General features: G+C 68.2%; 16 protein-coding genes. 6 read left to right on the top strand and 10 right to left on the bottom strand.

Annotated elements, in window-relative coordinates:
* Positions 1 to 80 precede the first annotated feature (80 nt).
* The 4 genes from J8403_RS41945 to J8403_RS41930 all read left to right on the top strand — a co-directional run bounded on the left by J8403_RS41945 (position 81) and on the right by J8403_RS41930 (position 4635).
* Complete coding sequence (locus tag J8403_RS41945; protein WP_211127784.1) at positions 81 to 839, top strand: enoyl-CoA hydratase/isomerase family protein; 759 nt, start codon at positions 81 to 83, stop codon at positions 837 to 839.
* Between the two features lie 79 nt (positions 840 to 918).
* Positions 919 to 2415, top strand: a complete 1497-nt coding sequence (locus J8403_RS41940; RefSeq protein WP_211127783.1) for a purine-cytosine permease family protein — start codon at positions 919 to 921, stop codon at positions 2413 to 2415.
* A 184-nt stretch (positions 2416 to 2599) separates the two neighbouring features.
* On the top strand, positions 2600 to 3766 hold the full coding sequence (locus tag J8403_RS41935) for an ATP-grasp domain-containing protein (RefSeq protein WP_211127782.1): 1167 nt from the start codon (positions 2600 to 2602) through the stop codon (positions 3764 to 3766).
* An 11-nt stretch (positions 3767 to 3777) separates the two neighbouring features.
* Positions 3778 to 4635 carry a class I SAM-dependent methyltransferase gene (locus J8403_RS41930; RefSeq protein ID WP_211127781.1) on the top strand — a complete coding sequence of 286 codons (858 nt, stop codon included), beginning with the start codon at positions 3778 to 3780 and terminating at the stop codon, positions 4633 to 4635.
* A 37-nt stretch (positions 4636 to 4672) separates the two neighbouring features.
* Here J8403_RS41930 and J8403_RS41925 read toward each other — a convergent pair whose 3' ends face one another.
* A complete protein-coding gene (locus J8403_RS41925; RefSeq protein ID WP_211127780.1) occupies positions 4673 to 5164 on the bottom strand; it encodes a GNAT family N-acetyltransferase in 492 nt (163 codons plus the stop codon).
* A gap of 279 nt (positions 5165 to 5443) precedes the next feature.
* Between J8403_RS41925 and J8403_RS41920 the strand changes: the two genes are divergently transcribed.
* Positions 5444 to 7225: a carbamoyltransferase family protein gene (locus tag J8403_RS41920; RefSeq protein WP_211127779.1), complete on the top strand. Its 1782-nt coding sequence runs from the start codon at positions 5444 to 5446 to the stop codon at positions 7223 to 7225.
* A 54-nt stretch (positions 7226 to 7279) separates the two neighbouring features.
* On the opposite strand, the gene J8403_RS41915 is transcribed toward J8403_RS41920, so the two are convergent.
* The 8 genes from J8403_RS41915 to J8403_RS41880 form a co-directional block, all read right to left on the bottom strand.
* Positions 7280 to 7708 carry a cupin domain-containing protein gene (locus tag J8403_RS41915; protein WP_211127778.1) on the bottom strand — a complete coding sequence of 143 codons (429 nt, stop codon included), beginning with the start codon at positions 7706 to 7708 and terminating at the stop codon, positions 7280 to 7282.
* 31 nt (positions 7709 to 7739) lie between these two features.
* Positions 7740 to 9707, bottom strand: a complete 1968-nt coding sequence (locus J8403_RS41910; RefSeq protein WP_211127777.1) for an aminotransferase class I/II-fold pyridoxal phosphate-dependent enzyme — start codon at positions 9705 to 9707, stop codon at positions 7740 to 7742.
* Positions 9708 to 9729: 22 nt separating this feature from the next.
* A complete protein-coding gene (locus J8403_RS41905; protein WP_211127776.1) occupies positions 9730 to 10686 on the bottom strand; it encodes an NAD-dependent epimerase/dehydratase family protein in 957 nt (318 codons plus the stop codon).
* Positions 10687 to 10730: 44 nt separating this feature from the next.
* Entirely contained in the window at positions 10731 to 13469 is a 2739-nt protein-coding gene (locus tag J8403_RS41900; RefSeq protein WP_211127775.1) for a non-ribosomal peptide synthetase, read from the bottom strand.
* 245 nt (positions 13470 to 13714) lie between these two features.
* The gene (locus tag J8403_RS41895) at positions 13715 to 14884 is read right to left on the bottom strand and encodes an ATP-grasp domain-containing protein (RefSeq protein ID WP_211127774.1); all 1170 of its coding nucleotides are present in this window, start codon (positions 14882 to 14884) and stop codon (positions 13715 to 13717) included.
* Between the two features lie 380 nt (positions 14885 to 15264).
* A complete protein-coding gene (locus J8403_RS41890) occupies positions 15265 to 16032 on the bottom strand; it encodes an SDR family NAD(P)-dependent oxidoreductase (RefSeq protein ID WP_211127773.1) in 768 nt (255 codons plus the stop codon).
* Complete coding sequence (locus J8403_RS41885; RefSeq protein WP_246586252.1) at positions 16007 to 17539, bottom strand: MFS transporter; 1533 nt, start codon at positions 17537 to 17539, stop codon at positions 16007 to 16009. The genes J8403_RS41890 and J8403_RS41885 overlap by 26 nt, the downstream gene beginning before the upstream one ends.
* A gap of 65 nt (positions 17540 to 17604) precedes the next feature.
* Positions 17605 to 17877, bottom strand: a complete 273-nt coding sequence (locus J8403_RS41880; protein ID WP_211127772.1) for an Atu4866 domain-containing protein — start codon at positions 17875 to 17877, stop codon at positions 17605 to 17607.
* Positions 17878 to 18013: 136 nt separating this feature from the next.
* Here J8403_RS41880 and J8403_RS41875 point away from each other — a divergent pair, with 136 nt between their 5' ends.
* A complete protein-coding gene (locus J8403_RS41875) occupies positions 18014 to 18865 on the top strand; it encodes a helix-turn-helix domain-containing protein (protein WP_211127771.1) in 852 nt (283 codons plus the stop codon).
* A gap of 76 nt (positions 18866 to 18941) precedes the next feature.
* Here J8403_RS41875 and gap read toward each other — a convergent pair whose 3' ends face one another.
* Positions 18942 to 19940 carry a type I glyceraldehyde-3-phosphate dehydrogenase gene (gene gap, locus J8403_RS41870; protein WP_211127770.1) on the bottom strand — a complete coding sequence of 333 codons (999 nt, stop codon included), beginning with the start codon at positions 19938 to 19940 and terminating at the stop codon, positions 18942 to 18944.
* Between the last annotated feature and the right edge of the window lie 95 nt (positions 19941 to 20035).

Here is a 20035-nt window from a genome sequence, read left to right as displayed (position 1 = left end):
CGGCCACCCCACTGTCGCCGCCGCTCGACCAGGTGGCGCGGCAACGACCGTCAAGCAACCAGGCAGGAGAAGCCAGCGCCATGACCATCACCGACACAACGCCCACCGCCTCCCCGGACGCCGGCACCGTGGAGATCGAGCGCACCGGCGAACACCACGACATCGCCGTCCTCACACTGCGGCGCGAGCGGAAGCTCAACGCACTCTCCACCCATATGGAGTCCGTCCTGCTCGACGCCCTGCACGGCCAGGAGGTGCGCACCAGCCGGGCCGTGGTCGTCACCGGAGTGCCGCGCGCCTTCTCGGCCGGGGCGGACACCGGCGAGCTGCGCGAGATGACCCCCGAGAGGATCGCCGAGTACTACCGCTCCTCCGGCGCCGTGTACGAGACGTTCGCCGCCCTCCCCCAGCCCACGGTGGCGGCCCTGTCGGGCTACTGCATCGGCGGCGGACTGGAACTGGCGCTGGCCGCGGACATCCGGGTGGCCGACCCGGACACCGTCTTCGGCCTGCCCGAGGTGGGCATCGGCATTCTGCCCAGCTCCGGCGGGGTGACCCGGCTGGTGCGGGAGGTCGGACCGGCCCGCACCCGCGATCTGGTGCTGCGCGGCCGCCGCTTCGGGGCGCCGGAGGCGTACGCCTGGGGGTTGATCGGCGAGATCGCCGAAGGGGGCGGCGTGCGGGAGAAGGCGGTGGAGATCGCCACGGAGCTTGCCGCGCAGCCACCGCTCGCCGTCTCGGTCGCCAAGCAGGTGATCACGGCGGCCACCGATGCCCCACGCGAGGCGGCGTTGCTGCTGGAGCAGCTCGCGTACGCCGCGCTCAACCGAACCGGCTGAACCGGTCCGCCGCGACCACGACCGTCAGGGGGGATCCGCAACCACACGCCCATCCACACTCGCGCCCGGGAGAAACCGCATGGCAGTCAGCACCAGCAAGGAGACCGAGACACCGGACACGCCGGGCGCCGCCCGGCACCGGCCGGTCATCGAGAGCCGGTCGATCGACTATGTGCCCCTCGCCGAACGCCACGGCAAGGTCTGGCACCTCTTCCCCGTGTGGTTCGCCGGGGACGCGCATCTCGCCACCATCGCCACCGGCGCGATCGGGGTGGCGCTCGGCGGGAACCTGATCTGGACGGCCATCGCCATCGTGCTCGGCAATGCGCTGGGCACCTTCTTCATGGCGTTCCACTCCACCCAGGGCCCGCAGCTGGGGCTGCCCCAAATGGTGCAGTCCCGACCGCAGTTCGGGTTCGTCGGGGCGCTGCTGGTGTGGGTCGTGGCACTGGTGACCTACATCGGCTACACGGCCTTCAACCAGGTGCTGGTCGGCTCGACGATGGACCACCTGGCGGCCACTCCCCCGTCGGTCAGCTACATCGCCTACGCCGTGATCGGCATCGTGCTCGCCGTCGTGGGATATGACTTCATCCACAAGGCGTCCCGGTGGCTGACGTATCTGACGGGCGCGGGCCTGGTCGTGTTCTCCGTGGGCATCGTGGTGGTCGCCCCCTTCAGCGCGGACCAGCTCGATCTGAGCGCCTTCACTCTCGCTCCCTTCCTGATCCAGCTGTTCCACGCCGCCGTCTACCAGCTCTCGTGGTCCATCTATGTCTCCGACTACTCCCGCTATCTTCCGCCGACGGTGGGGGTGCGCTCCTCGTTCTGGTGGACGTATCTGGGGGCGGGCTTCGGTGGCGCGTGGATGATGCTGGTGGGGGCGGTGGCCGCGGGGCTGTTCCCGAAGCTGGGCCTGGTGGATGCCGTGGTCAAGGCCGGTGACCAGCTGTTCTCCGGTTTCGGTGTGGTGCTGTTGCTGTTGTCGGTGATTCCGCTGTTCACCATCGGCACCCTCAACTTCTACGGCGGCAGCCTCACACTGCTCTCCAGCATCGACTCGGTGAAGCGGGTCCCGCTGACCCTGGGGACCCGCGTCGCCACACTGGTGGTCATCGGCGTGGTCTCCACCGGGCTCGCCTTCAGTGCCAACGATGACTTCCTGACCACCTTCGGGGACTTCCTGATCGTCCTCGGCTACCTCTTCACACCGTGGACCGCGGTCAACCTGATCGACTTCTATGTGGTGCGGCGTGGCCGCTACTCGATCCGCGAGATCTTCAATCCCCATGGCATCTACGGCCGGTGGAACTGGCGCGGGCTGACCGCCTATGGCGTCGGCTTCGCCTCGATGCTGCCGTTCGCCGTGATCGGCGACGCGGAGGGGCCGCTCGCACACTGGGTCAAGGGCGCCGACGTCACCATGCTGGTCGGACTCGCCGTGTCGTCCCTGCTCTATCTGGTGCTGTGCCGCTCGCTCGACATCGACGCCGAGCGCGCCGTCATCGCGTCCGCCGACGCCGGTCTCGACCCGGACCACGCCGGACACCAGGCGGAGGCCGGACACCACGCATGATTCGCCGGTGAGAAGAAAAGAAATGGGCGATCCATGCCATTCACCACAAAGATTGCCTGTGATCCACATCACAGGCAACATCTCCGCACCCCTGTGGAATGATGCCACCGTTATTGGCATCGGATGACGGTATGGCGCATCGCATCTTCAATGTTTTGGCCAGCCGTAACCGGGGGAGACAAGAATGCCGACGATGATTGTCATCGGACACAGGGACGGTCTGGACCAGGCACTGCGGCACCGGGGCTTGGATCCCTTCTATATCGTGCAGGCCCCCGTGAACACACCAGAGGGCCGACGCTTCAGGTGTGTCACCGACATGGAGAACGCCCAGGAGATACTGCGCGCGGTGCTCTCCGCGCATCTCGATGATGTAGCAGGAGTGCTGACCGTCCATGAAATGGGCGTCTTCGGGGCAGCCTATCTGCGGCAGCAGTTGGGCCTTCCCGGCAACACCGACTCGAAGGCAACGCTCTATTTCCGGGACAAGTACCTGCAGAAGAACAAGTTGCCGCCGCGGGTCAAACGAGCACGCTGCCGATATGTGCCCGTCGGCACCTCCTTCACGGATCTTGCCAACGACCTGGGGGACGTCTTCGTGGTCAAGCCGGCGACCGGCGCCGGCGCCCTTCGCACCAGCATCGTCCGGTCCCCGGACGAGTACGCGCAGGCCCTGAGGCCGTTCTCCGGGCAGTCGGATGTCGAGATCGTCGCCGAGTCCTTCATAGACGCCCCGGAAGTCTATATGGACGGCATCTGGAGGAACGGCGAGCTTCAATGGTCGTCCATGAGCCGCAACCACATATCACCGCTGAGTGCCGTACAGGGCGGCGTCCTGGCCGCCCACATATTGGACAGAAGGCGGTATACATCGCTGTTCCAGCAAGCGGAGACGCTCGCCGGGCAGGCACTCACAAGCCTTGACGCACCGGATTGCGTGTTCCACATGGAAGCGTTCACGGAGGAATCGGGACTGACGTTCGGTGAATGCGCCATCCGTCTCCCGGGGGCGCTCTCCCCTCAGGTCAACAAGCTGACATTCGGGGTCGATCTCTTCGACGTCGAAATCAGCCTCGCACTCGGGGAAGAGGTGACCCAGCCACCGGACAGCGGCGACCCGGATCGCTTCTACGGCTACCTCCTTCTCCGTCGCCCGAAGAGCGGCAATCTGACGCGGAGAGACTTCGAACGCCACTTCTCTTTCGATGAGATCCAGTATTCTTCGTCACCTGATGCCCCGGTCGGGCCGTACGGCCGCGTGGGACAGGCGATCGTATCCGACGAGGATGAGCTGAAGCTGCAGCGGACGATCGAGGACATCGTGCGATTCAACGAGGCCGGCAGCGGATAAGAGGGAAGACCATGGCGGACGAGCAGGGCAAGGCGCCGGACAGCACCGCCGTGCGGGTCGCCCTCTGGCGGGCGATGCATGTCCAGGTCGACCCACCGCCACATGTGCTCGACGACGAGATCGGCCTGCGGCTGGCGGCCCCCGACGACGGCTGGCGCCGCCGCCCCGATATGGATCCGCACGCCACCAGTGGGTTCCGGGCGGCCGTTGTGGCCCGCGCCCGTTTCATCGAGGACCTGGTCGCCGAGCAGGCCGACCGCGGCGTCACCCAGTACGTCACCCTGGGAGCCGGCCTGGACACCTTCGCCCAGCGCAAGCCGGAGATCGCCTCCCGGCTGCAGCTCTTCGAGGTCGACCAGCCCGGCCCCCAGGAGTGGAAGCGCCACCGCCTGGTCGAACTCGGCTACGGCATCCCCGACTGGCTGCACCTGGTGCCGGTCGACTTCGAGGCAAGCGAGTCCTGGCTGGAGCGGCTCACCGCCGCCGGCTTCGACCCCGGCCGGCCGGCGGTCATCGTCTCCACCGGCGTCACCATGTACCTCACCGAGGAAGCCACCGCGGCCACCCTGCGTCAGATCGCCGGGCTCGCACCCGGCTCAACGCTCGCCATGACCTTCCTGCTGCCGGACGAACTCCTCGACGACGCCGATCGCCCTGGCCTCAGAGCGAGCAAGGAAGGCGCGCAAGCGGCCGGAACGCCGTTCATCAGCTTCTACACCCCGCAGGACATGCTGGCGCTGGCCCGCGCATCCGGCTTCCAGGACGCCCGGCACCTGCCGGGAGCCTCGCTCGCCGAGCGCTACTTCGCCGGTCGCACCGACGGCCTTCGTCCGTCCAGCGGAGAGGACCTGCTGCTGGCCAACACCTGACCGCCCCGTCAACGCTGGAGGATGACCGTGGGTGGAGTCAGCGCGCCGCAACGAGCGTGCGGCGATAGCGCGTACCGGGGCGCCCGGCCACGGTGACGTCCCCCACGACAGTGAATCCATTACGTTCGAGCACGGTCTTCGAGGCCACGTTGTCCAGGGTGGTGACCGCGGTGAGGGTGGAAAGGCGGTACTCCGTGGCGGCCAGGCGGCACACTTCTCGCACCGCGGCGGTTGCCACCCCACGGCCCGCGGCGCGCTCGCCGATCCGGTAGCCGAGTTCGGCGTCGCCTTCCTCGACATCCACGAGATTGACGCGGCCGACCAACTCCCCCCGGTCGTCCATGACGACATGGAAGTGACACACACCGTCATCCTGCTCGGCGAGCCGGGCACGGAGAAGGGAAGCGAACTCCGCGAAGTAGGCGTCCCCGCGGTCGGGGATCGACCGAGCGAAGTACTCGCGGTTCTCGCGCTCGAAGGCCAGCAGGGCAGGCGCGTGGTCCGCCCGGAGCCGTTCCAACGTCAGCATGCCCAAAAGCATACGTTCCCGTGGTCGCGCCCAGCCGCCGCGGGCCGGGAGCGCGGAGGGTCACGCCACGCGGAAACCGGGCCAGTTCACCCCTCGGATCCTTGAGCGCGCTGTGCGGATATCGAGCCCGAGGACATTCCGTGGGGAATTCTCCCCGGGTGTCGCGCCCAAGGAAAGAAAACCACAATCTGCCTGTGCATCATGGCTATCCCTCAAGTATGCGGGCCCAGTAGCCTGTTGTTCCTGACACGACTGTCGTGCTTGGGAGGCTGAGAGCCAGTGATCGTACTCGGTTACAACGGATTCAGCAGAGGTGCGGAACTTTTCGGGCGTCTCTACGGGGCAACTGGTGTCGGCCGTAATCTCTTGGTGGGTCATGACGCCGCGGCGGCTCTGGTGATCGACGGCGAGTTGGTGGCGGCGGTCGAGGAGGAGCGGCTGAGCCGGGTCAAGAAGACCTCCGATTTCCCGGCCAACGCAATCACATGGTGTCTGAACTCCGCCGGCGTCGACATCGACCAGGTGGACGTTTTCGCTTTCCCCTGGCGGTTTTCGCCGACCGTGGCCGAGCAGATGATTTCGGAGATATGCGACTCCGACATGCCGGTCACGGCCAAGTTCGACGCTCTGCGCAGCACGGGCGAGCTCTACTCGGACATGCTCGGCCGGGACGCGGTGTACAACGACTTCGTCCAGCGGACCGGGTACGAGCTGGATCCCAACAAACTCACCCTGGTGCCCCATCACCTGGCCCATCTCATGTGCGGCGCCTATCTGGCCGGCGGGGGCGACGCCGCCTTCCTGGTGAGCGACGGCCGGGCGGAGACCCTGTCCGCCGTCATGGGCGAGCTGCGGAACGGCGTGGTCCGTCTGTTCGACGAGAGCGCGGTCCCGATGACCAGCTCGCTGGGGGTGGCGTTCGGGAGGATCACCCGCTACCTGGGGTTCGTCCCGAACAACGACGAGTACAAGGTGATGGGCCTGGCCGCGTACGGCCCGCCGCCACAGCACAATCCGCTGCTCGAACGCGTGGTGCGGCTGCATGAGAACGGCTCGTACACCCTCTCCATCCCCCGGGACATCGGGGCCTACTACGCGCTGTTCGACGACCTGTTCGGCGGCGACAGCGAGAAGCGCGAGCAGTTCGACTTCCGGGTGAAGGTCGCCGGGATCGCCCAGCACATGGTCGAGGCCATCACCGCTCACCAGCTGCGCACGCTGACCGCGGCCTCCAGCCTGGACACCCTGCTCTTCGAGGGCGGTCTGGCGCTCAACTGCGTGGCCAATACGAAGATGCTGGAGCGGTCGCCGTTCACCGGAATGGAGGTCAGCTTCGGGGCCAGCGACCCGGGGGTCGCCATGGGCGCGGCCGTGTACGCGGCCGGCCTCAGGAACCGGCCCGCCGACGCGGTCACCACCCCCTACCTGGGACCTTCGTACGACGAGAGGCAGGTCCTGGACACCCTCGCGGAGTACGCGGACCGTATCGAGTGGCAGGAGGAGCCCGACACCACATCGGTCACCGACAGGACGGCGGAGCTGCTGGCCGGGAAGAACGTCGTGGGCTGGTTCCAGGGCCGGGCCGAGTTCGGGCCGCGCGCCCTGGGCAACCGCAGCATCCTCGCCAATCCGGCCTTCCCCGACATCAAGGACATCATCAATCTCCGGGTGAAACACCGGGAGCCGTTCCGCCCGTTCGCGCCGGTCATCCTCGAATCCGAGGCGCCGCGCGTCTTCGAGATGGGCAAGAAGACCTCGTCCCCCTATATGACGTTCGTCTTCCCGGTGCGGAAGGAGTACCAGGAGCGGATCCCCGGTGCCTGCCATGTGGACGGCACGGCGCGGGCCCAGACGGTGGACGAGCGGCAGAACCCCGCGCTCGCCCGGCTGTTGCGGGCCTTCACGGCGCGCACCGATGTGCCCTGCCTGCTCAACACCTCGTTCAACGTGGCCGGTGAGCCCATCGTCTGTTCGCCGCGGGACGCGTTGGAGTGCTTCCTCGCCACCGAAATCGACTACCTGGTCATCGATCGGTTCGTGGTCACCAAGAAGGAAAGCTGAGTGGCCGGCCCGCGGGAACTCCCTCTCCCGCGGGCCGACCACCCCTCACGCTATTCAGAGCTGAATAGGCTCGTTCGGTCCATCCTTTGTCTCGATGGTCAGGAACGACAGAACCTCATCGCCGATATTCTTCAGGTCATGAAGGTGGTATCGCCCATCGGGGCAACAAAAATGCCGAGACTGTCCTCGGACATAGGAGATCTCGTGAGTGGTGCCATCGCTTGAGTGCTGACGGGCCCGGCCGCTGGTGAGTGCTATCCAGAAGTAGTCCAGCACATGCCGATGGACGGGAATCCGCTCTCCCGGTTGAAGGGAGGTCTCCCAGATGCGCAGCGAATCGGTCTCCTTCACCAGCGACTGGCCGATCCTGCCGTTATGGGCGTTGGTGTCGAATTCCTTCCGCAGCTGCGGACTCCAGCGAGCGAACCCTTCGGCCACGACGGTGCTCGACAGGGCGAGATCGGAACGAGATTCATTACCCACGAACGGGATCCTTTCGGCTGAACGATGTGGCTCACACGGCGGAGGAGAGTGCGTCCAGCAGGGCGGTGTTCGCACGCCGATCGCCGATGGTGATGCGGCAGGTGTCCGGGATCGCGCGCCCGGTGTCGGCGACGACGATCCCCGCCTCCCGAAACTGCTCCATGACGCGCTCGTGCTTGTGCAGTCTGACGAACAGGAAGTTGGTCTCCGAGGGGAACACCCGGTCCACCGCCGGGTGTTCGGCGAGCACCGAGGCCATCCGGTCACGCTCGGCGCGGATGCGCTGAATGCCGTCGAGCACCGGCCTCGCGTTGGTCAGCCGATCCCGCACGGCGTGCTGGGAGGCGTTGGTGAACCCGAAGGGCACCTGCACCCGCCGCAGCGCTTCGACGATGCCGGGCTGGGCCAGGGCGATTCCGCACCGGGCGGCGGCGAGCCCCCATGCCTTGGAGAGCGTCCTGAGCACGATGAGGTTGCCGTGCTCTTCGACCAGCCCGGCGTACGAGGGCTTCTCGCTGAACTCGACATAGGCCTCGTCGATCACCACCAGCCCGCGGCCGCGGACCACCAGGTCGAGTACCTGCTCCGGATCGAGCCTGGTCCCCACGGGGTTGTTGGGATCGCACAGGATGGTCACCCGTGGATCGGCCGCGAGGATGGCCTCGGTGTCGAGCCGGGACATGTCGTCACCGCACAGCGGCACATCGACCACGGGCAGGCGCAGGAGGTGCGCGAAGTGGGCGTAGAGCGGAAAGGTGGGCGACGTGACGCAGACGCGCTCGCCGGGTGACGCCAGCGCCGCCAGGAGCAGCATGACGCCGTCGACCGCGCCGCTGGTGAAGAGCAGGTGATCCGCGCTCAGCGCATCGACACCGTCGTGGCCGGGCAGCGACGAGATCGTGCTGAGGTAGGTGTCGGCCAGCTCTGTCAGATCGAGGTGCGGATACTCGGCCCCGGCGCCCAGGAACGGACTGGTGTTGCTGGACAGGTCGATCGTGTCGAACCGCGGCACCTGGCGGAAGCGGGCCGGGCCCGGGACCGGTACACCGGTGACGGGGGAAGCCGCGAACTCCGACAGTGCCTGCTCCGCTCCCTCGGCCGCCGGGGCCGCGAGGCCGGGCGCCCGCAGCCAGTGGTCGAGCGGGATGAACAGATCGGCTCCGAGAGGGCGCATGCGGTGGGCGTCCCCTCGGCCGAGGTGGACCCACTCCAGGCCAAACCGCCGGGCGTGGCAGTACAGCTCGTACAAGGTCGCCAGGTGGAGGTCGTGCCGTGCGGCGGGATCGTCGTGGCCGGTGGCCTGAGTGAGGTAGTAGAGCCCCCGGCCGTTGTGGGATGTGGTGATGAGTCCGGCCTGGACGACGGTCTTCTCGTCACGGCGTACGAGCATCTCCGTGCGGTCCGCCAGTGGGCCGTGTGCGAGCGTGTCGAGGGCGTCGGCGCTGTACAGGTTCGCCTCGCCGCCGTGGCGCTCCGTCCGGAGCCGGTGGAGTTCCACGAAGGCGTCCTTCGCCCAGGGATTCCCGTCGAGCTCGGTCAGCGGGATCCGCTCCCAGGTGATGTCACAGGAGACCGCGTGGTGGTGGCGGCGGAGATCGTGGAGTCGCCCGGCACCGACGCGGGCCCGCAGGACCTCGTCCACCTCGCCGGGCAACCGGACGACACACTCGCTCCGGGTGGCGAGGGGCACGAGACCCGCCGCCCGCAGCGCGCCGGTGTCATCGCCGCGGCGCACATTCGGCACCAGAATCTGGGCCACGTTCAGCTCATCGGCGCGGCGGGCCAGCTCATCGAGGGTGTGGGGGGCGGGGACGGGGCTGGTCGGGTGGTACGGGGTCCCACCGCCCACCAGGGTGGGGCGCTCGAGCACGGCGGGGTCCAGGACGGCGAACGCCTCGGCGTCCTGGCCTAGTTGGGCCAGGGAACACACCGGCTCCCGGGACCCGAGGGCAGCGGACAGCACCTGCTGAAGCGCGTCGATATCGGCGGACCTGCGCATGCTCGTTCTCCACTCCTCTTCGTCACTGGGACGTCTCGGCTCCGTGCGCATCGACGTAGTCATCGATGCGGTCGCGGTACTCCTCGAACAGGTCGGCCATGGTGCGGGCGATACCGGTCTTCCAGCCGACGGAGCAGTCCCCGATCAGGTCGCGGCGGACGCCGTGGTCGAAGGTGGCCGTCTCCCGGCTGTAATCGCCGCGGTCCAGTTGCACCGGCACTCCGGTGAGCTCGGACATGTACTCCAGCAGATCGGTCATGCCGACCGCCTCGTCACCGCCCCAGTTCACGACCCGCGCGGGCGCCTGCGCCACGTCCCACAACAGCGGTACCTGACGGACCACGTCGTCGGTGTGCAGCAGATCGCAGTAGTTCTGCCCCTCGCGGGGCACCGCGCAGGGCTGCCCCTTGCGCATCTGATTGAAGAGGATCATGGGCACGCCACCGTGGCCGTACGGGCCGTAGGCGATGTTGAGGCGGGCTATCACCGTCGGCAGGGCGAGTGCTTCGGCCAGACCGCGCGCCACCCCCTCCGCGGTGATCTTGGCGATGGGGTAGGTCGGCAGCCACGGCGCCGCCCCGCCCAGCGGATCGCTCTCCCGGTACCGATGGGTCCGATCGGCTCGGTTGTAGACCACCCCGGACGAGACGTACAGGAACGACTCGGCCGCGGCGCAGTGCGTCATCAACCGTGCGGTGCCGACGGCGTTGACGCGCGCGGTCTCCTCGAAGTCCTTGCCGTCGCCCCGGTGCACCGCCGAGTGCAGCACATGGGTGAAGTCCCGCGGCAGGCCCTCCAGGTCGTCGGTGGCCATGTCCCAGACGGCGGTGTGGGCGCCCGCCTCCTGGAGGGCCTTGCGGGCGCTGTGGTCGCCGAACCGGCCCAGACACCACACCTCGTTGTCGAGGGCGAGCGATTCGGCGACGGGCCTCGCGACCTGTCCGGTCCCACCGGTGATGAGAATCTTCTTGCCTTGCATGATCGGCGGCTCCTGGTGGTGTCAGCGGTTGCCTTCTGCACGTCTCAGCCGAGCGCGCGGGCCAGTTCCTGCCGCAGGATCGCCTGGAAGGTCTGCACATGCTGCGGGCTCATCAGGGTGTAGTGCTCCCCGTCGACCTCGATGTAGGTGTTGGGGTCACGGGTGAACTCGTCCCAGTGGCTCAGCTGGCCCTCCAGCCATTCCTCCTTGGTGCCGCGCAGCGGGGTGCAGTAGAAGACCCTCACCTGGCCGACCGAGCCCGACGGTTCGTAGGTACGGCCCAGATGCACCATGCTCTGCGCGAGATGCACCCAGGCGGTGAACCGTTCGACGGAGAGGTCCAGTTCGGTCAGGCGCCGCTTGGGCGCGTGGTCGATGAGATGGGCCAGCTGATCGGCCTCGGGCAGCGGTCGGAGGGTGGCGGTCAGCCGCTCGATGTCGGAGGCGTCGATCAGCTCGAGGAACAGCGCCAAATTGATCGCGCCGTCGGTGAAGGTGATCTCGTTCATGCGGTCGGAGATCCGCGGCGGCAGGTTGAAGACACCCACGAAGTCGACCTGGTCACCGTCGGCTTCCAACCGCTTGGCGATCTCGAACGCCACCGCCCCGCCGTAGGAGTACCCCGCGACGGCGTAGGGGCCGCTGGGCTGCGCCCGCCGGATGGCCGCCACATAGGTGGAGACCATGTCGGCGAACGACTCGAAGTGGGTCTCGCCCTCCCCGAAGCCACGGGCCCGCAGTGCGTAGAAGGGCCGCTCACCGGTGAAGTACTTGGCGAGGTTGACGAACACCAGCACCTCCCCCAGGCCCGGATGGACACAGAAGAGTGGCGTCCCGTCTCCGGTGACCTGCAGTGGCACCAGCGGATCGTAGGTGGCGTCTCCGGTGGCACCCTGTCCGGCGGTCAGCCGGCCGGCCAGCGCTCGTACGGCCGGGGCCTGCAGGAGCGTGGACATCGGCACGTCCTCGATGCCGAACTCGGTCTGGATCTCCAGCTTGAGCCGCAACACGTCCAGCGAGGTTCCGCCCAGGTCGAAGAAGCTGGCGGTCGACGACACCGTGCTGGTGTCCAGGACGCGTGCGTAGATGGCGGCCAGTGCGGTCTCGACATCGCCCTCCGGGGCCACGTGGCCGCCGAGGAACCGCGCGGTCACCTCGTCCGAACGACGGGCCGCCTCGTCCAGGCTCCCGTCCTCCACGGCCGTGCGCAGCCGCGACCGCTGGACCTTGCCGAGGTTGCCACGGGGGATCTCGTCCTCGGTGACGGGGAGGATCAGCTGAGGACGGAATCCCCAGTGCATCACCGTGGAGCTGCGGATCGCCACGATGGTCCGGTACACGGCGGTCTCGTCCGCGGCACTTCCGGCCGGGACGAACGCGATGGCGAGCTGCTCGGTGTCTGCCCCCGCGGGACGTATCGGGAACGCGGCCACCTGCCCGCGCTTCACCCCGTCCAGCTCGTCCAGGACCGCTTCCAGGTCGTGGCTGTAGTAGTTGACGCCGCTGACGATGATGGAGTCCTTGCTGCGGCCGACCAGCATCAGCCGGCCCTCAGAGTCCAGGTGGCCCAGGTCTCCGGTGCGGAACCAGCCGTCGGGGGTGAACGCCTGCGCGGTGGCCCGGTCATTGCCGAAGTAGCCGTCGGAGACCATCGGGCCGTGCAGCTGCACCTCCCCCGGCTCGGACGGTCCGGGCCGGTCGGTGGCGGCCAGCACCTTGCCGCCGTCGTCGGTGATGCGAATCCGCAGGCCCCGCACCGGGCGGCCCAGCGGGGGAAACTCCGTGGCCAGGTCACGGGTGGCGAAGTCGCGGTTGAACACGCTGCCCGCACATGTCTCGGTCATCCCGAACGCGGGCACGATCACATCGTCGCGCAACCCGTAGAGGGAGAGCGTGTCCAGGAACGCCCGTACGGTGGCGGTCACGGTGGCCTCGCCGCCGGAGATGATGTGCCGTACGTGCGACAGGTCCACCTCCTGCCGCGAGGCGGGCCGCCCGGCAAGGGCCTGGTTGATCTGCCCGAACAGGAAGTTGGGGGTGAACGTCACTCGCACCCGGTGGGCCGTGAGCAGCCGGAGGAACTCCACGGGGTCCGCCAGCACCGTGGCCGGCGTCGTCATGACCTGTCCGGCGCCGTTGAACATCGGCAGCAGATGCGCCTCGATGGCGGCGATGTGATCGACCGAGATCCAGTTCAACGAGGTGTCGTCGGGCCCGAGTTCCAGCGCTCCCGCCTTACCTGCCTGGGCCGCCAGCAGATTGGCGTGGGTAAGCCTGACCGCCTTGCTCGATCCGGTGGACCCGGAGGTGAGCATCAGCAGGGCGAGATCGTCCGGCGCGGCCACATGGTGCTGATCGGGCCCGACCACGGCATGGCTCAGCTCCTCGACCGTCACGCTCCGCAGCCCGACATCGGGCAGGTCACCGTGGGCCGTCTTGGACATGACCACCAACGGGTCGCCCAGGAGTGTGCGCAGGTGCTCCAGCTGGGCCTGCCACCGGGAGGGGTCGGCCGGCGGTGCGATCGGGCACGGCACGGCGCCGGCGAGTACGCACCCCCAGAAGGCGCGGAAGAAGGGCTCCGGATCGTTGGCCGCGATGAGCACCCGGTCGCCCGGGGAGGTGCCGCGGTCGCGCAGCCCCTGCGCGATCCGGCAGGCGCACTCCCGCAATTCCGCGTAGGACAGGAACGGGCCGCCGATGAAGACGACGCCTCGAGTCGTGTCGGATGCCGCGCGCTGGAGGAGCTGCGGGAGTGTCGAGGCATGACGTTGATCCGGCATGGGGGAAGTCCTCCGATCAGAAGGGACGGAAAACCATGGCGAGCGGGCTTGGGGCGCGCCGCAGCAGGGCAACCGGAGTCGGGTTCGCACAGTGACGCCGGCGGTGGGTGCGGATCCTGGGCGGGGCGCGGTTGAATGCGGCTGGGGCGGAGCTTGGCGCCTTCAGCACGCGTGATCGAGACGAGGCGATTCCGTTGCTGCCGGGTGATCCCCGGCCGGTGGCTCGGTCCGGACTGGCCGGAAGGTCAGATGGAGCCGACCTCGTTGAATCGCACGATGTCCTCGATGGTCTTCTGCAGTTTCAGCTCATCCGGGTCGGATAAGATGGCCTGTCCCACGCGGCCGTACGGCCCGATCGGCGCATCCGGCGATGAATCGTAATCGATCTCATCGAAAAGGAAGTTGCGCTCGAAATCCTTTTGGGTCACATGGCAGCCGTCGGGGCGGCGCAGCAGGATGTATCCGTAGAAGCGCTCCGGCGTACCGTGGCCCCGCAGGGCTCCAGCCGCCCCCTCCCCCAGCGCGAGACTGATTTCGACGTCAAAGAGATCGACGCCGAAGGTCAACTTGTTGACCTGAGGGGACAGCGCCCCCGGGAGGCGGATGGCGCACTCGCCGAAGGTCAGTCCCTCTTCTTCCGTGAACGCTTCCAAATGGAATACGCAGTCAGGTGCGTTCAGGCTGCCGAGTGCTTCCCTCGCGAGCGTCTCCGCCTGCTGGAACAAAGACGAATGCCGCCCCCTGTCCAGGACGTACGCGGACAGGATGCCGCCCTGTGCGGCCGTGAGCGGTGAGGTGTGGTAGCTGCTCATGGACGACCATTGGAGGTCTCCGTTTTCCCACACGCCGTCGAGGTAGACCTCCGGGGCACTCACGAAGGACTCGGCGACGATCTCGACGTCCGACTGACCGGAGAACAGTGCCAGAGCCTGTGCGTACTCCTCCGGAGAACGGACGATGTTCGTACGGAGCGCGCCGGCCCCGGTCGCCGGCTTGACCACGAAGACGTCTCCCAGGTCATCGGCGAGGTCCGTGAACGACGTACCTATGGACACCTGCCGGCAGCGCGCTCGCTTCACCCGGGACGGCAGCTTGCTCTTCTGGAGATACTTGTCCCGGAAGTAGAGTGCCGTCTTTGAATCCGTGTTCCCGGGAAGGTTCAGCTGCTGCCGCAGATAGGTTGCTCCGAAGACGCCCATTTCATGGACACTCAGCACCCCTGCCACATCGTCGAGGCGCGCGGAGAGCACCGCTCGGAATATTTCCTGGGCGTTCTCCATGTCGGCGACCCGGATGGATCTCCGGCCCTTCGGCGGGCTCGCGGGCGCCTGGACGATATAGAAGGGATCCACGTCTCGGCGCCGCAGTGCCTGATCGAGATCGTCTCTATATCCGATAACAATCATCGTTGGCATTGGCGCCTCCCCGTTACGGCCAGCCAAAACTTGAAGAAGTCATTTGCCGTACTACCGCCCGAAATGGATTCGGGTGGTCCCGTGGATCGGTGTTGTCTCGCGATGAGCTACTTCGTCGAGGCCAGCACCGGTGCATCGTTTCACAGAGATACGAAAATGTGATCCATTGCGGATGAGCTTGTGATGCAAGTCACAAGTTGCGCAATGGAGTTGAAATGGAATTGCTCATTCCATTCGTGTTCGCGGAGGGCATTCACCATGCCGGTCATGCCTCATATAGCACTACATGGAGAAATTGGGGTCGGCGGTACAGTCCCGCAATGGCAAGTGGGCGCTTACGCCGTTGCCACGGCGTAAGCGCCCACTGTGCGGTCCGCCGCTCAGATCGCGGTGAAGCCGCCGTCCGCCGCGACCACGGCGCCCGTGATGAAGCTGGAGCGCGGCGAGACGAGGAAGCAGAGCACTTCGGCGATCTCCTCGGGCTGGGCGACCCGGCCGAGCGGCTGGGCGTCGGCGAAGGACGCCAGATACGCGCGGCTGTCGGACCGGAACGTGTCGAGGAAGTCCGTCTCGATGACACCCGCGGCCACGATGTTCGCCCGGATTCCCAGCGGCCCGCCCTCGACGGCCAGGACCTTGGTCAGCTGGGCCAGGGCACCCTTGGAGGCGCTGTACGCGGCGCCCTGGGGCAGTGCGACGGTGCATGTGTAGGAACCCGTGCTCACGATGGCTCCCCCACCGCTTTCCCGCATCACGCGAAACGCCTCGCGGGCGAAGAGGAACGACCCCCGGGCGTTGACCGCCATCACGGTGTCCCAGTCCTCTGCCGTCGTCTCCGTGACCGGTTTGTTGAGGGTGCGCCCGGCGTTGTTGACCAGGATGTCCAGGCCGCCGAAGGCATCGACGGCTGCCCGCACCGCGCGGTGGGCGGTGGCCTCTTCCGTGATGTCGCCGACCAGGGGGTGAACGCCCGGGAAGTGCTCTGCCAGTTCCCTCACATCGTGGCGCTGGTCGACGGCGACGATGTGTGCGCCGCGGCTGTGCAGAAGCCGGACGGTCTCCTTGCCGACGCCGCGTGCCGCCCCCGTGACCAGGGCGATCTTGCCCGTGAACTCCCGGGAATCAGCGGGATGCGTGGCTGTCGTCATGGTGCTGTCCTTCGTCGATGCCACCGTGGGAAGCGGCGGTGGCGGGGTGGGTGGTGTGCGCTCGGGCGTTGCGGATGAGCGTGGTGGCGGCCAGACCCGCGAGGACGGCGCCGACGATGACCGCGATGGCCGGGACGTATCCGGCCAGTGGATCCGTGGTGTTCGCCCGCTGACCGGCGTCGGCCACCGCGGTGACGACGGCCAGCACGACGGCGCCGCCGATCTGCATGGAGGTGTTGAGCAGCGCCCCGGCGAGGCCCTGGTCCCGGTCGGGTACACCGGTGACGGCGCTCATGTTCAGGGCGGGGAACGTGGCGGCGGTGCCGAGGCCGTTGAGGACCATGACGGGCAGGACCACGGAGACGAACGAGGAGTCGGGTCCGATCCGGAAGAACATGGCGTACGACGCGGCCAGCAGCAGCATTCCGGCCGCGATCATACGGTGGGCGCCGAACCGGGCCGCGAGACGCCCCGCGAAGGGCGCCACCGCGCCGTTGACCAGGCCGAGGGGGACAAAGGCACCGGCCGTCTCCAGGGGTGTCCAGCCCAGCACGTTCTGCAGATAGAGGGTGGCGAGGAACGCGAAGGAGGTGTACGCGCCCCACATCGCGAAGATCGTCAGGTTGGCGCCCACGCTCTGGCGGCGGATGAGGAAGGACAGGGGCATCAGGGGTGTGTCGGCCCTGGCTTCAATGCGCACGAACAGTGCGAGCAGGAGGGCTGTCGCCGCGAACAGGGCGATGGTGCGCACCGAGGTCCAGCCGTGCTCCGGTGCCTGTGCGATGGCGTAGACACACAGGAGAAGCCCGCCGCTGACGGTCAGCGCCCCGGCGACATCGACCTTGCCCCGCCCGGTCGGCGGCGGGTCCGGCGGCAGCAGACGGCTTCCCGCGATGAGCGCGGCCACCGCGATGGGCACCGGCAGCGCGAACACCAGCCGCCAGGAGACCTCGGTGAGCACACCGCCGAGCACCAGGCCACCGACGAATCCGCAGGCGCCCGCGGTGGCGTACCAGCCCAGGGCTCTGCCGCGCTCGGGGCCTTCCGGCCAGTTGGTGGTGATCAGGGACAGCGCCGCCGGGGCGAGGAACCCGGCGGCCACGCCCTTGATCAGCCGGGCCACGATGAGCAGCCCGCCACTGGGAGCGATCGCCCCCGCCACGCTGACCACCGCGAACACACCGACGGCAGCCAGGAAGGTGCGCCGGCGGCCGAGCAGGTCGGCCGCCCTGCCGCCCAGCAGCAGGAAGCCGCCGTAGCCGAGGGCGTACGCGGACACCACCCACTGCAGGGACGCCGGTGACATGCCCAGGTCGTCCTGGATGGCGGGCAGGGCGACACCCACGTCGGACAGGTCGATGGCGTCCATGAAATGGGCGGCGCACAGGGTCAGCAGGGCGAGCGCGCCGGGCGTCGCGCCGACGGGCCCGGCGGGCCGGGGACCGGTCCGGCCCTCGCCGCCCGGTGGGATCTGTGCCGAGCGGGGGCCGCTGGCCTCCTGCGTCATGCTCTTGCTCTCTTTCGATGGGGGTCGCCCGAGCCGAGCGGTTCGGGGTTGGTGGTTCGGGTCCGTCAGGAGCCGGGGTGCCGCTCGCGGTACAGCACCAGGTGTTCGTGGTGGAGCACGCCGTCGCGTACATCACCCGTCGCGGTGAAGCCGGTGTCGTCGACGTAGTCGATATGGCTGCCCCTGACGGAGTAGCGGCCGGTGTATGCACTGGCGCGCCCGCCACGCGCTTCGTCGTACCGGCCGTCCGCACGCAGCTCCTGGCGGATGTGGCCGTCCGCGGTGACCCACATGCCGACGACGTCGATGTCCGGGGCGTCCGCCGAATCCGTGGTCATGGCACACCTCTCGTTGGTGGGGGACTTTGTCCTGCGCCACCGAGTCTGGGCAGTGCCCACGAGGTCAACCAGGACGCCTTCTGCCTGGGTGCGGCACACCCAGGCACCCGGTCGGGGCGCAACGTAGCCTGAGGTCATGGCTGACAACGACCTGGGAGATTTCCTGCGAGGCAGCAGGTCTGGGCTACGGCCCGAAGAGGTGGGAATGGCGAGTTACGGCACCCGCCGCGTTCCCGGGTTGCGCCGTGAGGAGGTCGCGGTGCTCGCCGGCATCAACGCCGACTACTACACCCGCCTGGAACAGGGCCGGGAGCGCCGCCCCTCCGCGCAGGTGCTCGACGCGCTCAGCCGTGCGCTGCGCCTCGACGACGACGCCCGGGGCCATCTGTACCGGCTCGCCGGCACGGTGCCCGACGACCCCGCCGTCCGCGTGCCCGACCAGGTCAGCCCCGGGTTGCGGCAGCTGATGGACGGCTATCCGCACACGCCTGCCTTCGTGCTCAACCGGACCCTGGACATCCTCGCCACCAACGCGCTGGCCGACGCCCTCTACTCACCGTTCCATCCGGCGGACAACCTGGCCCGCATGGCCTTCGCGGACCCCGCGGGCCGCACCTTCTACCAGGACTGGGACCGGGCGGCCCAGGCCACCGTCGCGAATCTGCGCCAGGCGGCGGGCTACGAGCCGGACAACCCGCGCCTGCACGGGCTCGTGGACACGCTCACCGCGAACAGCGCGGACTTCGCCCGCCTGTGGGGCAGCCACACCGTGCGCGGCAAGACCCAGGAGGCCAAGCGGTTCCTGCATCCCGACGTCGGCCCCCTCACTCTCAGCTATCAGGCGTTCGATGTGAGAGAGGCCCCGGGCCAGCAACTCGTCATCTATCACGCGGAGCCCGGCGGCAGCAGCGCGGAAGCCCTGCGTCTGCTCGGCTCCATCCACGCGACCCGCACCCGGCCCTCCCCGCGCGGTGCGGACCGTACCTGAACGCGTGGCCGGGCACACGCCGCAAGGGTGAGGGGCCGGTCGATGCCGGCCCCTCACGGTCAGTCAATCGGCGTGTTCAGTCGCGCGCGAGCAGTTCGAGCGTGTCGATGACGCGGTTCGAGAAGCCCCACTCGTTGTCGTACCAGGCCACCACCTTGATGTGCTTGCCCTCGACACGGGTGAGGGCGGCGTCGAAGATCGACGAGGCCGGGCGGCGGGTGATGTCGCTGGAGACGAGCGGCTCGTCGGAGTACTCCAGGATGCCCTTGAGCTTGCCGTCGGCGGCGGCGCGGTAGGCGGCGAGCACCTCGTCGCGGCTGACCTCCCGGGAGACCGCGGTGTTCAGCTCCACGATCGAGCCCACCGGGACCGGCACCCGGATCGAGTCGCCCGACAGCTTGCCGTCGAGGTTCGGCAGCACCAGGCCGATGGCCTTGGCGGCCCCGGTGGTGGTGGGCACGATGTTCACCCCGGCGGCGCGGGCGCGGCGCAGGTCGCGGTGCGGGCCGTCCTGGAGGTTCTGCTCCTGGGTGTAGGCGTGCACCGTGGTCATGAAGCCGTGCTCGATACCGGCCAGGTCGTCCAGTACGGACGCCAGCGGGGCCAGTGCGTTCGTGGTGCACGAGGCGTTCGAGACGATCACGTGCTCGGCGGGGTCGTAGGCATCGGTGTTCACGCCGTAGGCGAGCGTGACGTCGGCGCCCGCGGACGGCGCACTGACGAGCACACGTTGGGCACCGGCACGCAGATGGGCGCGGGCGGCATCCGCCGCGGTGAAGCGGCCGGTGGACTCGAGGACGATGCCCACGCCGAGCTCGGCCCACGGCAAGTTGGCGGGCTCGCGCTCGGCGAGCACCTTGATGCGACGGCCGTCGACCACGAGGTCGGTTCCATCGACCTCGACGGAGCGGCCGAGGGGGCCGAGCGCGCTGTCGTACTTGAGCAGGTGCGCGAGGGATTCGGGGGCGGTGAGGTCGTTGACGGCGACCACTTCGAGATCGCTGTCGCGCTCCAGCAGGGCGCGGAGGGTGTTGCGTCCGATGCGGCCGAATCCATTGACGGCGATGCGGGTCATGGAGGTTCCTTTCGTTCCTCCCCCATCGTCGGCACCCGGATCCGGGGCCGACAGCGGCCTGAACGCCACCGTACGCAAGGATCCCGCCAGCCCTC

Origin of the sequence: Streptomyces yatensis (assembly GCF_018069625.1) — a bacterium.
Lineage (GTDB): Bacteria > Actinomycetota > Actinomycetes > Streptomycetales > Streptomycetaceae > Streptomyces > Streptomyces yatensis.
Note: the sequence above shows the minus strand (reverse complement) of the source record. Positions and strands in the feature narration are given on the sequence as shown.

Coding starts and splice junctions, on each gene's coding strand:
- J8403_RS41945 (WP_211127784.1), top strand. CDS start 81: ATGACCATCACCGACACAACGCCCACCGCCTCCCCGGACGCCGGCACC.
- J8403_RS41940 (WP_211127783.1), top strand. CDS start 919: ATGGCAGTCAGCACCAGCAAGGAGACCGAGACACCGGACACGCCGGGC.
- J8403_RS41935 (WP_211127782.1), top strand. CDS start 2,600: ATGCCGACGATGATTGTCATCGGACACAGGGACGGTCTGGACCAGGCA.
- J8403_RS41930 (WP_211127781.1), top strand. CDS start 3,778: ATGGCGGACGAGCAGGGCAAGGCGCCGGACAGCACCGCCGTGCGGGTC.
- J8403_RS41925 (WP_211127780.1), bottom strand. CDS start 5,164: ATGCTGACGTTGGAACGGCTCCGGGCGGACCACGCGCCTGCCCTGCTG.
- J8403_RS41910 (WP_211127777.1), bottom strand. CDS start 9,707: ATGCGCAGGTCCGCCGATATCGACGCGCTTCAGCAGGTGCTGTCCGCT.
- J8403_RS41905 (WP_211127776.1), bottom strand. CDS start 10,686: ATGCAAGGCAAGAAGATTCTCATCACCGGTGGGACCGGACAGGTCGCG.
- J8403_RS41900 (WP_211127775.1), bottom strand. CDS start 13,469: ATGCCGGATCAACGTCATGCCTCGACACTCCCGCAGCTCCTCCAGCGC.
- J8403_RS41895 (WP_211127774.1), bottom strand. CDS start 14,884: ATGCCAACGATGATTGTTATCGGATATAGAGACGATCTCGATCAGGCA.
- J8403_RS41890 (WP_211127773.1), bottom strand. CDS start 16,032: ATGACGACAGCCACGCATCCCGCTGATTCCCGGGAGTTCACGGGCAAG.
- J8403_RS41885 (WP_246586252.1), bottom strand. CDS start 17,539: ATGACGCAGGAGGCCAGCGGCCCCCGCTCGGCACAGATCCCACCGGGC.
- J8403_RS41880 (WP_211127772.1), bottom strand. CDS start 17,877: ATGACCACGGATTCGGCGGACGCCCCGGACATCGACGTCGTCGGCATG.
- J8403_RS41875 (WP_211127771.1), top strand. CDS start 18,014: ATGGCTGACAACGACCTGGGAGATTTCCTGCGAGGCAGCAGGTCTGGG.
- gap (WP_211127770.1), bottom strand. CDS start 19,940: ATGACCCGCATCGCCGTCAATGGATTCGGCCGCATCGGACGCAACACC.